The organism is Nocardioides silvaticus (genome assembly GCF_003160695.1).
Classification (GTDB): Bacteria; Actinomycetota; Actinomycetes; order Propionibacteriales; family Nocardioidaceae; genus Nocardioides; species Nocardioides silvaticus.
On sequence record NZ_QGDD01000008.1, the window covers coordinates 205,006 to 217,629 of the forward strand.

Below are 12,624 nucleotides of genomic sequence, written 5' to 3' on the forward strand. Positions count from 1 at the left end.
ATCGCCGACCGATGGACTACCGCGAAGCGCTCGACGAGACGCTCGCTCTCCTGAGGACCATCGAGCGCGACTGGTCGCCGGCAGTCCTCGCCAACGCGTTCGGCCCGGAAGCGATGGTCATGACCGACCTCATCGCCCGGCACGGCCTCGACATCGAGATCGTCAGCATCGACACCGGCCGGCTGCCGGAGGAGACCCACGCGCTGGCCCACAGCGTGCACCGCAGGTACGGCGGGATCATCAAGCTGGTCACGCCGGACCCCGACGAGGTGCTGGCGTGGACGCTGCGGCACGGGCAGAACGGCTTCTACGAGAGCGTCGAGCTCCGGGAGGGCTGCTGCGGGGTGCGCAAGCTCGCTCCGTTGCGGCGGGTCCTCGCAGGCAAGCGGGCCTGGATCGCCGGGCTGCGACGCGAGCACGGCGAGACCCGTCGGGACCTCGAGGTCTCAGCGCGGGACGAGGTCAACGGGCTGCAGAAGTTCAACCCCATGCTGGACTGGAGGGCCGAGCAGGTCTGGGCCTACATCCACGACCACGCGGTGCCCTACAACGAGCTCTACGACCGCGGCTACACGAGCATCGGGTGTGCCCCCTGCACCCGGGCCACGAGCGCCGGCGAGGAGCAGCGCGCCGGCCGCTGGTGGTGGGAGGGCGAGGACTCCGTCAAGGAGTGCGGCATCCACCTCGATCCCCTCTCCGGGCGCTTCGAACCGGTGAACCGAGCACCCATGTCGGACAATCAGGTGTCGGACACGCGACGAACGACGAACGACGGAGGAGAATCAATGCGGGTACTGATCCTTGGCGGGGACGGGTTCTGCGGCTGGCCGACAGCCCTGCACCTGTCGGCGCAGGGCTTCGAGGTCGCCATCGTCGACAACCTGTCGCGCCGCAAGATCGACATCGAGCTCGAGGTCTCCTCGCTCACGCCGATCCGGCCGATGGGTGAGCGCCTCCGCGCGTGGAAGGAGGTGTCCGGCAAGGACATCGCTTTCCACGACATCGACGTCGCGGTCAACTACCAGCGGCTGCTCAACCTGCTCGAGGACTGGCAGCCCGACGCGGTCGTGCACTTCGCCGAGCAGCGAGCGGCGCCGTACTCGATGAAGTCGAGCCGCCACAAGCGCTACACGGTCAGCAACAACCTCAACGCGACCAACAACCTGCTGGCCGCCGTCGTGGAGTCCGGTCGCGACATCCACGTCGTGCACCTCGGCACCATGGGCGTCTACGGCTACGGCACCGCCGGCATGCAGATCCCGGAGGGCTACCTCAAGGTCCAGGTCGACGCCGGCGAGAACGGCATGGTCGAGCAGGAGATCCTCTACCCCGCCAACCCGGGGTCGATCTACCACATGACGAAGACCCAGGACCAGCTGCTCTTCGCCTACTACGCGAAGAACGACCACGTCCGCGCGACCGACCTGCACCAGGGCATCGTCTGGGGCACCCAGACCGCGGAGACCAAGCTCGACGAGCGGCTCGTCAACCGCTTCGACTACGACGGCGACTACGGCACCGTGCTCAACCGGTTCCTCATGCAGGCGGCCATCGGCTACCCGCTGACGGTCCACGGCACCGGCGGCCAGACCCGGGCGTTCATCCACCTCCAGGACACCGTGAAGTGCATCCAGCTGGCGATCGAGAACCCGCCGGAGCGCGGTGACCGGGTGTCGGTCTTCAACCAGATGACCGAGACGCACCGGGTCCGTGACCTGGCGAAGATGATCTCCGACCGCACCGGGGCCGAGCTCGCGCTGCTGCCGAACCCGCGCAACGAGGCCGACGAGAACGACCTGCACGTCGCGCGCGACCGGTTCCTGCACCTGGGCCTGACCCCCATCACCCTCAGTGAGGGGCTGATGGAGGAGGTGGTGGAGATCGCCAGGAAGTACGCCGACCGCTGCGACCGCGACAAGATCCCCTGCGTGTCGGTCTGGAGCGCGGAGGCCGCGGCCGCGAAGGCGGCCGCCGCCCCAGCCCCCTGATGGTCGACGTCGTCCTCCACATCGGGTCGGGCAAGACCGGCACCAGCACCATCCAGCGGGTCCTGCGCCGCAACGGCGACGCCCTGCGCGAGGTCGGCCTGCTCTACCCGCGCACCCCCGGCCGGGCGCGGCACACCCAGCTCGGCCTGTTCGTGCGCCCCGACGACGAGCGGGTCGGGCACCGCGACTGGCTGATCGGCGACTACGGCGACCCCGAGGAGTTCCGCAGGACGTTCCGCCGGCGGCTCGACCGCGAGATCGCCCGCTCCGGCGCCGAGGGCGTGGTGTTCTCCGACGAAGGCCTGTTCACCGCCGGCGAGCGGGCCATCGCCCGTACGGCGCGGTTCCTGAGCCGGCTCGGGGGGCAGGTGCGGCTGGTCGTCTACCTCCGACGCCAGGACGACCACCTGGTCAGCCGCTACCAGCAGGTCGTGAAGCTCGGCGAGGTCGCGAGGCTGACCACGTGGCTGGCCGGTCAGGACCTGGCGCGCACCTACGACTACCACCGACGCCTGGCCGCGTGGGGCGAGATCGAGCCCGACGCGTTCGCCGTACGACGCTTCGAGGGCGAGCGGATGGTCGGCGGCTCGCTGGTCGGCGACTTCCTCGACGCCGCAGGCATCCCACTGCGCGAGGAGCAGCTCACCCACACCGAGGCGCGCAACGAGAGCCTCGGGGCCGAGGCGATCGAGGTGCTGCGGATCCTCAACCTCCACCGCGTCGAGCACGAGGGCGCGGAGCCCGGGCTGTTCGGCAACCACGAGCACGTCGTACGCCTGCGGGAGGTGGACACCGGGCCCGTGCTGACGCTCCCGGGGCCCGAGCTCGACCGGTTCATGGCCGCGTGGGAGGACTCCAACCGCAGGGTCGCGCGGGAGCACCTCGGCGAGACCGGCGACCTGTTCGGCTCGGGACGGAAGGAGTCGGGGACGACGACCGAGCAGCGGCTCGACCCGGCCCGCCTCGACCACTACCTGACGCTGCTCGAGGTCCCGGAGGACCGTCACGACGCCATCCGGCGGATCGCCGTCCGCGAGGCGGCCCACTGACGGAGCGGAGCCAGCGACTAAGGTTCCACGCGTGGTGACCTGGGTCGAGATGAAGACGTCGCACTTCCCCACCCGCTCGCTGGCCTACCACCTCCACCCGCTCCCGGAGCACGGCATCGTCTACGTGAAGAACCCGAAGGCGGCCTGCTCGACGATCCTGCTGTGGCTGGACCGGCTGCACACGGGCGAGCACGACTTCGACCCCGACGACGTGCACACCGAGCACCGCCTCCCCCGCGTCGGGCAGATCGGGCGCAAGCGCGTCGCCCGGATGCTCTCGGGGAAGGCCTACCGCTTCACCTTCGTCCGTGAGCCGCTGCGGCGGTTCCAGTCCGGCTACCTCGACAAGGTCGCCAACCCGGACGGCAACTGGCGGTCGCAGGTCCAGGTCGCCCTCGGTCAGGAGCCCGACCAGCAGCGCGAGGTCAGCCTCGACGACTTTGTCACCGCGGTCGAGCGGCAGGACCCGGTCTCCGAGATGGACCCGCACTGGCGTCCGCAGCACGTCAACGTGATGACGTCGCTCATCGACTACGACCACATCGGCCGGATCGAGACGTTCGCCGACGACCTCGAGGTCATCCGCCGGGACGCCGGCCTGCCCGAGGTGCCGGTCAAGGCCCGCAACGTCGCGAGGACCGGCGGCCGGGTCGACCTGTTCGCCGACCGCCCGGACCTCGCGGAGCGGGTGCGCGCGATCTACGCGAAGGACTACGAGATCTTCGGCTACTGACCGTTCACCAGCGGCTCGACCGCTGCCCGGACCTCGGCCGGCAGCGGGGTCACCGGCCGCGCCGGGTCGGTGTTGTCGACGTACACGTGGACGAACCGGCCCTCGGCCGCGGCCAGCGCTCCGTCGCCCTCGGGCTCGCCCTGGAAGATCCCGACCCGGTAGACGATCGAGGACGTGCCGAGCCGCTCGACGAGGATGCCGAGGTCGAGCGCGCCGGGGTAGGTGACCTCGGCGAAGTAGCGGCAGGACACCTCGGCCACGACGCCGATCGCCGGCAGCGCCCGGATGTCGGTGCCGACCGCAGCGGCGAGGTGGTCGTTGACGACGGTGTCGATGAGCTCGAAGTACCGCGCGTTGTTCATGTGGCCGTAGACGTCGATGTCGGCCCACCGCAGGGTGGCGGTGTCCCAGGCGACGTACGACGACCGCGGTGGTCGGTCAGCGGGCACCTCGGCTACGCACTTTCCTGGCGCAGCCGCTGGCTGATGACGGTCGAGACGCCGTCGCCGCGCATGGTGACGCCGTAGAGCGCGTCGCCGACCTCCATCGTGCGCTTCTGGTGGGTGATGACGAGCAGCTGGGAGTTCTCGCGCAGCTCCTCGTAGATCTCCAGCAGCCGGCCGAGGTTGACGTCGTCGAGCGCCGCCTCGACCTCGTCGAGGATGTAGAACGGCGACGGCCGCGCCTTGAAGAGGGCGACCAGGAACGCGACGGCGACCAGGGACCGCTCACCACCGGAGAGCAGCGACAGCCGCTTGACCTTCTTGCCCGGCGGCCTGGCCTCGACCTCGACGCCGGTGGTCAGCATGCTCGACGGGTCGGTCAGCACCAGGCGGCCCTCGCCGCCGGGGAACAGCCGCGCGAAGGTCTGGTCGAACGCCCTGCTGACGTCGGCGTAGGCCTCGGTGAAGACCTGCTCCACGCGGTCGTCGACGTCCTTGACGATGTCGAGCAGGTCCTTGCGGGTGGCCTTGAGGTCCTCGAGCTGCTCGGTGAGGAACTTGTGCCGTTCCTCCATCGCCGTGAACTCCTCGAGGGCGAGCGGGTTGACCTTGCCCAGCATGCTGAGCGCCCGCTCGGCGGTGCGCAGCCGCTTGGCCTGCTCCTCGCGCACGTAGGGCACGGTCTCGGGCTCGAGCGGCTGGTCGGTCTCCTCGGCGGGGCCCGCCTGGGCCGCCTCCTCCTCGGTCGGCACCGCCCAGACCGGCACCGGCTGGTCGGGGCCGTACTCGGCAACCAGCGCCTCGGCCTCGATGCCGAGCTCCTCGATCGCCTTGGCCTCGATCTGCTCGATGCGCATCCGCTGCTGGGCGCGGGCCATCTCGTCGCGGTGGACGGAGTTCACCAACTCGTCGTGCTCGCGGCCGAGCTCGCGGAGCCGGCCGCGCACCGCGACCAGCTCCTGCTCGCGGCCGCTGCGGGACTCCTCGACCTCGCGGCGCGCTCGCAGGGCCCGGTCGATCGACACCTCGAGCCGGCCCAGCACGTAGGAGACGGCAGTGGCGACGGCCTGCCCGGCCCGGCCCTCGCGCAGCAGCCGGGCCCGCCGTTCGGCGGCGCGGGCGCGCGCCTGGCGCTCCCCCTCGGCGGCCCTGCGGATCTGGTCGACCCGGCCGTGCAGGGCGCGACCTCGCTCCTCGGAGGTGCGCAGCGCGAGCCGCGCCTCCATCTCGGTCTGCCGCGCCGTCCGCGAGGCCTGGGTCAGGCGCTCCTGCTCCTCGGTGTCGGGCTCCTCGTCGTCGGTCTGCTCGGCCGACGCGAGCCGCTCCTCGAGCTCGGCGATGCCGGCCGCGGCCTGGGCGCGGGCCTCCTCCGCCTGGGTGATCGCCTGGCTCAGCCGCTCCGCCTCGGCGCGTGCCGACCGCGCCAGCGAGCCGTGCTGCCCCAGCTCCTCGGCAACTGCCGCGAGGGTCGCGTCGGACTCGTGCAGCTTGGCGAGGGCGACGTCGGCGCGACGCTTGGCCTCGTCACGCTCGGCCTCGAGCCGGGCGAGGTCGAAGGCCAGCCGCTCGCTGGCGGCGACCGCGTCGGTCAGGGCTGCCGTGGCGTCGTCGACCGCGGCCTGGATCTCGATGAGGCTCTGCTGGGCGTTGGAGCCGCCGGCGGCAAAGTGCGCGCCGAGCAGGTCACCGTCGCGGGTCGCGGCGACCACGTCGGGGTAGTCGGCCACCAGGCTGCGGGCGGCCGCGAGGTCGTCGACGACGACCGTCTTGTGCAGCAGCCGGGTCAGCGCGGGCCGGACCTCTGCGGGACAGTCGACGACGTCCACGGCGTACGACGCGGTCCCGGGCAGGTCCGGCCAGCCGCTCCGGTCGACCTCGCCCCCGCCGAGCAGCATCCCGGCCCGGCCGAGGTCGTCGGCCTTGAGGTGGCCGATCGCCGCGACGGCGGCGTCGGCGTCGGTGACGGCGACCGCGTCGGCCGCCGCGCCGAGGGCGCTGGCGATCGCGGCCTCGTAGCCCGAGCGCACGCTGACCAGCGCCGCGACCGAGCCGAGCAGGCCGCTGAGCGTGCCGGACGCGGCGAGCAGCGCGCCGGCGCCGTCCTTGCGCGCCAGACCGATCTCGAGCGCCTCCTTGCGCGCGGTCAGGGCGGACCGGTCGCGGTCGGCCTGCTGGACCTCCTCGCGGGTCTTGGTCAGCCGCTCCTCGATGTCCTCGAGCGCGGCGACCGCGGCCTCGTGCTCGGCGTCGAGGCCCTCCTCGCCGGCGTCGAGGCCGGCGACCCGGGTCTCCAGGGCGGTGAAGTCGTGGTGGGCGCGCTCGGCACGGGCGAGAGCGTCGGCGCGGGCGGCCTCCAGCCGGCCCTTCTCCTCCTCGGCTGCGGTGGCCCGGGTGCGCAGGGCGTTGACCTGGCCGTGCAGCCGGGCCAGGCCCTCGCGCCGGTCGGCGGCCGCACGGAGCAGCCCGGCGACCCGGCGCTCCTCGTGGGCGGCAGCGTCCTCGGCGGCCTTGCGGGCGGCGACGGCCTCCTCCAGGGCGGCCTGCTGCTCGGTGACGAGCGCGAGGATCTCGGCCTCCTGCTCGGCCAGCCGGTCGGCCTCGGCGTCGAGCTCGTCGGGGTCCCGGCCAGCGCCGGCCTGGTCTCCCTCGGCCTCCTGCACGCCGGCGGCGTTGCGGACCCGCTCGGCAGCGAGGCTCTGGGTGCCGCGCAGCCGTTCGCGCAGCGCGCCGAGCGACGACAGCGTCTCCTGGGCGGCCGAGAGCGCCGGCAGGTCCTCGCGCAGCGCCGCCTCCAGCGCCGCCTCGCGCTCGCGACCGGCGGCGATCGCCTGCTCGACCTCCTCGCGGCGGGCGACGAGCACGCTCTCGTCGGCGAGCTCCTGCTCGAGCGAGGTGCGGGCGGTCACCAGGTCGTCGGCAAGGAGCCGCGCCTTCGCGTCGCGCACGTCGGCCTGCACGGTGGCTGCCCGGCGCGCGACCTCGGCCTGCCGCCCGAGCGGCTTGAGCTGGCGACGGATCTCGCTCAGCAGGTCGTTGAGGCGCACCAGGTTGCCCTCGGTGGAGTCCAGCTTGCGCAGCGCCTTCTCCTTGCGCTTGCGGTGCTTGAGGACGCCTGCGGCCTCCTCGATGAACCCGCGGCGGTCCTCCGGCGTCGCGTGCAGGATCGTGTCGAGCTGACCCTGGCCCACGATGACGTGCATCTCGCGGCCGATGCCGGAGTCGCTCAGCAGCTCCTGGACGTCGAGCAACCGGCACGGCGTGCCGTTGATGGCGTACTCCGAGCCGCCGGTCCGGAACATGGTCCGGCTGATCGTGACCTCGGAGTAGTCGATCGGCAGCGCGCCGTCGGTGTTGTCGATGGTCAGCGTCACCTCGGCCCGGCCGAGCGGCGGGCGGCCCGACGTACCGGCGAAGATGACGTCGTCCATCTTGCCGCCGCGCAGGCTCTTGGCGCTGGCCTCGCCCATCACCCAGGCGAGCGCGTCGACGACGTTCGACTTGCCGGAGCCATTGGGCCCGACGATGCAGGTGATGCCCGGCTCCAGCTGCAGCGTGGTCGCCGACGCGAAGGACTTGAACCCCTTGAGGGTCAGGCTCTTCAGGTACACCCAGGCTCCCTAGTCAGATCGCTGTTGCGTCGCGTACGGCGCCGGGTCCTCCTCGGATGACCCGGCGGGTGCCGACGCGGGGGAAGCTCGGCACCGCCCACCCTACCGGCCGGTGGCCTCGGTGGTGCGGAGGCTCTCCTCGTCCGCGTGGGCGATGTGCCCGAGCTGGCGCCAGACCAGGGCCAGGGTCAACCCGGAGCCCACGAACGCGAACCAGAACGGCGCCAGCAACCCCCCGTGCTCCGCGAGCACGCCACCGAGCGCGGCGCCGACCACCGCTCCGCCGAAGACGCCGACGGCGTAGACCGAGCCGACCCGGCCCTGGAACTCCGTCGGCACCGCCCGCTGCCGCACGGCCGAGGACAACGCGCCCCAGACGAAGGCGTACATCCCGAAGATGAACAGGATGACCATCGCGATCCAACCCTCCCGGGTGACCGCCAGGGCGAGGTGCATGAGCACCTCGAGGAGCAGGCAGGCGCGCATCAGCGTCGCCAGCGCCACCTTCCGCTCCAACCAGCCGAAGCAGGTGGTGGACAGGAGGCCGCCGAGCGCCGCGGCGGTCGTGAGCAGGCCGTAGCCGACCGGCCCCATGTCGAGCACGTCGAGCGAGTAGAGCACCAGCACGGACCAGGCAGCGCCCCAGGTGACGTTGAAGGCGAGGATGACGAGCGTGAGCGTGCGGACCGGTGGGTGCCGCAGCAGCCACCGGACGCCCTCGGCGATGTCGCGCAGCACGTGGGTGTCGGCGGCCTCGCGGACCGGCCCGGGAGGGAGCGCCACGCGCAGGACGAGGACGATCGCCAGCAGGAGCGTCACGACCTGGACCCCGAACGGCACGGCGCGCCCCACCGCGAACAGCGCGGCCCCGATCGGCGCGCCGGCCAGCTGGTTGAGCGTGATGAAGCCGGTCTGCAGCCGGGCCTGTGCGATCCCGTAGTCGGGTTTCTCGACCAGCATCGGCATCAGCGTGCCCGCCGCGGTGTCGACGAAGACCTCGGCGGTGCCCAGCAGGAACATCGCCCCCAGGACCACCGCGATGTTGACGTGGCCGGTCGCGATGGTGACGGTCAGCGCGACGAGGACGAGCGCCCGCAGCACGCTGCCGACGACGACCAGCTGCTTGCGGTCGAGGCGGTCGGCCACGGCCCCGGCGTACAGGGCGAAGAGCAACCAGGGCAGCTGCTGGAGCAGCACCGCGGACGAGACGAGGATCGGCGACCGGGTCTCGGAGGCCACGAGCAGCGGACCGGCCGCGAGTGCGATCCCGTCACCCAGGTTGGACGTCCACGAGGAGGCGAGGAGCCAGCGGAAGCCGCGGCCGAGGCGGGGCGGCGCGACGGCGTCGAGGATGCGGCTCACAAGCGCGGGACGCTAACCAGGGCCCGCGCGCGGGCGCCACCGATTTCCGCCGACGGGCGGAAGGATGGTGCGCCGGCTCAGGCCGGCTGCATCTCCTGCGCGTCGCCGGTCAGGATCTCGGCCGCACGAGCCGACATCAGCTTATCGTTCTCCTCGCTGAGACGGAGGACGAGAGTCTCCAGCTCGGCCACCCGGTTGCGCAGTCGAGCATTCTCGACGGCGAGGCGGGGGTCGCGGAGGTCGCTGTTCAGGTGCCCGATCAGCGCCTTGGCCATGAAGTGAAGCCTTCCGGTGAAGAAACGCGTGGACCCGGGTCCCGGGCCGTCTCCAAGAGTCCCACTTCCGGGCGTATGGGTCAAACCCGGCGGGGTATGCGCGGGGCCGGCTGGCACCGCGGGCAGAAGAACGACGAGCGGTTCATGAACGCGACCCGCCGGATCGGGGTGCCGCACCGCGGGCAGGGCTCGCCCTCCTGGCCGTAGGCGGCCAGCGACCGGTCGAAGTACCCGGACTCACCGTTGACGTTGACGTAGAGCGCGTCGAACGACGTCCCGCCCTGGACCAACGCCTCCCCGAGCACGGCACGGACGTGGCCGAGCAGCTCCACGACCTGACCGCGCCGCAGCCGGTCACCGGGCCGGTCGCCGTGGATCTGGGCGCGCCACAGCGCCTCGTCGGCGTAGATGTTGCCGACGCCGGAGATCAGGCCCTGGTCGAGCAGCAGCCGCTTCACGCCCGCCGTACGACGGCGTACCCGGGCCACGAACAGCTCGTCGTCGAACTCGGGGTCGATCGGGTCGCGCGCGATGTGCGCGATCTCCGGCGGCAGCTCCGCTCCCCCGGCCGACACCAGGAGGCCCCCGAACATCCGCTGGTCCACGAACCGCAGCTCGCCGCCGCGGTCGAGCCCGAAGCGGACCCGGAGGTTGCGCTCGTCGGCCGCGCCGACGGGTTGGACGAGCATCTGCCCGCTCATGCCGAGGTGGCCGAGCAGGGCATCGCCGCTGTCGAGCGGGAGCCAGAAGTACTTGCCGCGGCGGCGGGCGGCCTCGACCCGGCGGCCGGTCAGGGCGGCGGCGAAGCCGGCGGGGCCGCGCGGGTCACGGCGCACCGGGCGCGGGTGGAGGACGTCGACCGTGGTCAGGCGGGCGCCAACCACGTGGCGCTCGAGGCCGGCGCGGACGACCTCGACCTCGGGGAGCTCGGGCACGGTCGGGGCCCGGTCAGTCGTCGGCCGGGGCGGGCTCGATCGGGGCGGCGGACTCCGCGGGACCGGATTCGGCCGACGCAGCCGCCTGAGCGGCGACGATCTCGCCGTACGCCGTCTCGGCCGCGCCCTGCTCGGCCTCCTTCTTCGACCGGCCGTGGCCGTTGCCGTAGAGCCGCTCGGCGACGCGGACCTGCGCGGTGAAGGTCTTGGCGTGGTCGGGGCCCTCGTCCTGGATGACGTACTCGGGCACGCCGAGGCTGTGCTCGGCGGCGAGCTCCTGGAGCGAGGTCTTCCAGTCGAGCCCGGCGCCCATGGCCGAGGCGGCTTCGATGAGCGGGTCGAAGAGCAGGTGCACGACGTCGGCCGACGTCTCGATGCCGGCGCTGAGGTGGACGGCGCCGATCACGGCCTCGACGGTGTCGGACAGGATCGACGCCTTGTCACGACCGCCGGTGGCCTCCTCGCCGCGACCGAGCTTGATGTACTGCCCGAGACCGATCCGGCGGGCGACGTCCGCCAGCGCGCGGGCGTTGACGACAGCGGCGCGGAGCTTGGCCAGCCGGCCCTCGGAGAGGTCCGGGTGCGCCCGGTAGAGGGTCTCGGTGACCACCACACCGAGCACCGAGTCGCCGAGGAACTCGAGGCGCTCGTTGGTGGGCAGGCCACCGTGCTCGTAGGCGTACGAGCGGTGGGTGAGGGCGCGCTCGAGCAGCTCGGGGTCGAGCTCAGGATCCCCGAGCGCTCGTCGCAGCTCCTCGTAGGCGCTGATGGCCAGGTGCCTGGGTCAGGCGGTCCGGGTCAGAGGACCTGGCGACGGTCGGCGCGCGCGCCGTACTGGCCGCAGGTGCCGCACGCGCGGTGCGGCAGGTGCTTCGCACCGCAGGCCGGGTTGGCACAGGTCACCAGCGTGGGGGCGACGGCCTTCCACTGCGAGCGACGGTGCCGCGTGTTGCTGCGCGACATCTTCCGCTTCGGAACAGCCACTGTCTTCTCCTCGTGTTCGTCCGGCCGGCCCCTTGCGGGTGTCCGGACGGTTCGCCGTCTTGGTCCTTCGGGCCCTAGCTCGGGCCCAGGTCTTCCTTGAGCTCGGCCAGCGCTGCCCACCGGGGATCCACCGCTGCTTGGTGCCCGTGGTCCGGGTCGTCCGCGAGTCGCGCCCCACACTCGGGGCACAGCCCGGGACAGTCCGGCTGGCACAACGGCTGGAACGGCAGTGCGAGCACCACCGCATCCCGCAGGAGCGGCTCGAGGTCGAGCAGGTCGTCCTCGAGTCTGCTGGTCTCGTCGTCCTCGTCGGAGTCGTCCCGGGCACCGTGCCGAGTGTCGTCGTACACGAACAGCTCCTGGAACGTCACCTCGATCTCGTCGCGGATCGGCTCCAGGCACCGCGTGCACTCGCCCTCGACCACGGCTCGCGCCGTGCCGGTGACCAGAACTCCCTCCATGACCGCCTCGAGCCGCAGGTCGAGCTCGACCGGCGATCCCTCGGGGACACTGAGGACTTCGATGCCCAGATCTGCCGGGGCCGGGGCCGAGCGTGTCACTTCCCGCTGGGACCCCGGGCGGCGGCCGAGCTCGCGAGTGTCGAGCACGAGCGGCGCCCTCGGGTCCAGGCTGGTCATGTGATCACTCCCGGTCCGGACACAACAGATCAGCGAGAATCGTAACGGTCGGCGGGTTTGGCGACCAAATCTGACCGGGTCACCGAGAGCCCCGCTCAGGCACCCGCGCGTCGCTCGGCCAGGCGGGCGGTGAGGCGCTCCAGGACCGAGGCCGGCACCAGGCCGGAGACGTCGCCCCCGAAGGACGCGACCTCCTTGACCAGGCTCGACGACACGAACGACATGCTCGGGTCGGTCATCAGGAAGACCGTGTCGACCTCGGTGAGGTGGGAGTTCATCTGCGCCATCTGCTGCTCGTAGTCGTAGTCGCCCGACCCGCGCAGCCCCTTCACGATCGCCTGGGCGCCGATCTCGCGGCAGAAGTCGGTCACCAGGCCGGTGAAGCCCTGCACCCGCACGTTCGGCCACGGCGTGACCGCCTCGGCGATCATCGCCAGCCGCTCGTCGGAGGTGAACAGCCGGCCGGAGGACGCCGACTTCGACTTGTTGACGCCCACCGCGACCACGACCTCGTCGAAGAGGGCGGCGGCGCGGCCGAAGATGTCGAGGTGACCGTTGGTCACCGGGTCGAACGAGCCGGGGCAGACAGCGCGTCGCATGCCGTCACCG

The 12,624-nt window shown here is 72.1% G+C and carries 12 protein-coding genes; 3 read left to right on the plus strand and 9 right to left on the minus strand.

Translation table 11 applies throughout. The features are described 5' to 3' along the window. The first annotated feature begins 11 nt into the window (after positions 1-11). Genes DJ010_RS22510 through DJ010_RS17280 form a run of 3 tightly spaced genes read left to right on the plus strand, consistent with a single transcriptional unit; the run spans position 12 to position 3,770 of the window. Complete coding sequence (locus DJ010_RS22510; RefSeq protein ID WP_109696039.1) at positions 12-1,988, plus strand: phosphoadenylyl-sulfate reductase; 1,977 nt, start codon at positions 12-14, stop codon at positions 1,986-1,988. Continuing rightward, a complete protein-coding gene (locus tag DJ010_RS17275; protein WP_109696040.1) occupies positions 1,988-3,037 on the plus strand; it encodes a hypothetical protein in 1,050 nt (349 codons plus the stop codon). Before DJ010_RS22510 ends, DJ010_RS17275 begins: the two co-directional genes overlap by 1 nt. Positions 3,038-3,068: 31 nt before the next feature. Further along, entirely contained in the window at positions 3,069-3,770 is a 702-nt protein-coding gene (locus DJ010_RS17280) for a sulfotransferase family protein (RefSeq protein ID WP_109696042.1), read from the plus strand. Here the strand turns inward: DJ010_RS17280 and DJ010_RS17285 are convergent. The 9 genes from DJ010_RS17285 to coaD all read right to left on the minus strand — a co-directional run bounded on the left by DJ010_RS17285 (position 3,764) and on the right by coaD (position 12,614). After that, positions 3,764-4,219, minus strand: a complete 456-nt coding sequence (locus DJ010_RS17285) for an acyl-CoA thioesterase (protein ID WP_245927651.1) — start codon at positions 4,217-4,219, stop codon at positions 3,764-3,766. The genes DJ010_RS17280 and DJ010_RS17285 overlap by 7 nt on opposite strands. Positions 4,220-4,224: 5 nt before the next feature. Then, a complete protein-coding gene (smc, locus tag DJ010_RS17290; RefSeq protein ID WP_109696043.1) occupies positions 4,225-7,821 on the minus strand; it encodes a chromosome segregation protein SMC in 3,597 nt (1,198 codons plus the stop codon). A 102-nt stretch (positions 7,822-7,923) separates the two neighbouring features. Beyond that, complete coding sequence (locus DJ010_RS17295) at positions 7,924-9,183, minus strand: MFS transporter (protein ID WP_109696045.1); 1,260 nt, start codon at positions 9,181-9,183, stop codon at positions 7,924-7,926. A gap of 77 nt (positions 9,184-9,260) precedes the next feature. Continuing rightward, entirely contained in the window at positions 9,261-9,458 is a 198-nt protein-coding gene (locus DJ010_RS17300; RefSeq protein ID WP_109696047.1) for a hypothetical protein, read from the minus strand. 80 nt (positions 9,459-9,538) lie between these two features. Beyond that, complete coding sequence (mutM, locus tag DJ010_RS17305) at positions 9,539-10,393, minus strand: bifunctional DNA-formamidopyrimidine glycosylase/DNA-(apurinic or apyrimidinic site) lyase (RefSeq protein WP_109696049.1); 855 nt, start codon at positions 10,391-10,393, stop codon at positions 9,539-9,541. Between the two features lie 13 nt (positions 10,394-10,406). Continuing rightward, complete coding sequence (gene rnc, locus DJ010_RS17310) at positions 10,407-11,168, minus strand: ribonuclease III (RefSeq protein ID WP_109696051.1); 762 nt, start codon at positions 11,166-11,168, stop codon at positions 10,407-10,409. A 23-nt stretch (positions 11,169-11,191) separates the two neighbouring features. Then, on the minus strand, positions 11,192-11,377 hold the full coding sequence (rpmF, locus tag DJ010_RS17315) for a 50S ribosomal protein L32 (RefSeq protein WP_056924925.1): 186 nt from the start codon (positions 11,375-11,377) through the stop codon (positions 11,192-11,194). A 74-nt stretch (positions 11,378-11,451) separates the two neighbouring features. Then, a complete protein-coding gene (locus DJ010_RS17320; RefSeq protein ID WP_109696053.1) occupies positions 11,452-12,015 on the minus strand; it encodes a YceD family protein in 564 nt (187 codons plus the stop codon). A 95-nt stretch (positions 12,016-12,110) separates the two neighbouring features. Beyond that, positions 12,111-12,614 (minus strand): pantetheine-phosphate adenylyltransferase, encoded by a 504-nt coding sequence (coaD, locus tag DJ010_RS17325; protein ID WP_109696055.1) that lies wholly within the window; start codon positions 12,612-12,614, stop codon positions 12,111-12,113. Positions 12,615-12,624: the final 10 nt, after the last annotated feature.

Excerpts from the sequence above, each read along its gene's own strand:
- DJ010_RS22510 (WP_109696039.1), top strand. The coding sequence starts at position 12 with ATGGACTACCGCGAAGCGCTCGACGAGACGCTCGCTCTCCTGAGGACC.
- DJ010_RS17275 (WP_109696040.1), top strand. The coding sequence starts at position 1,988 with ATGGTCGACGTCGTCCTCCACATCGGGTCGGGCAAGACCGGCACCAGC.
- DJ010_RS17300 (WP_109696047.1), bottom strand. The coding sequence starts at position 9,458 with ATGGCCAAGGCGCTGATCGGGCACCTGAACAGCGACCTCCGCGACCCC.
- DJ010_RS17320 (WP_109696053.1), bottom strand. The coding sequence starts at position 12,015 with ATGACCAGCCTGGACCCGAGGGCGCCGCTCGTGCTCGACACTCGCGAG.
- coaD (WP_109696055.1), bottom strand. The coding sequence starts at position 12,614 with ATGCGACGCGCTGTCTGCCCCGGCTCGTTCGACCCGGTGACCAACGGT.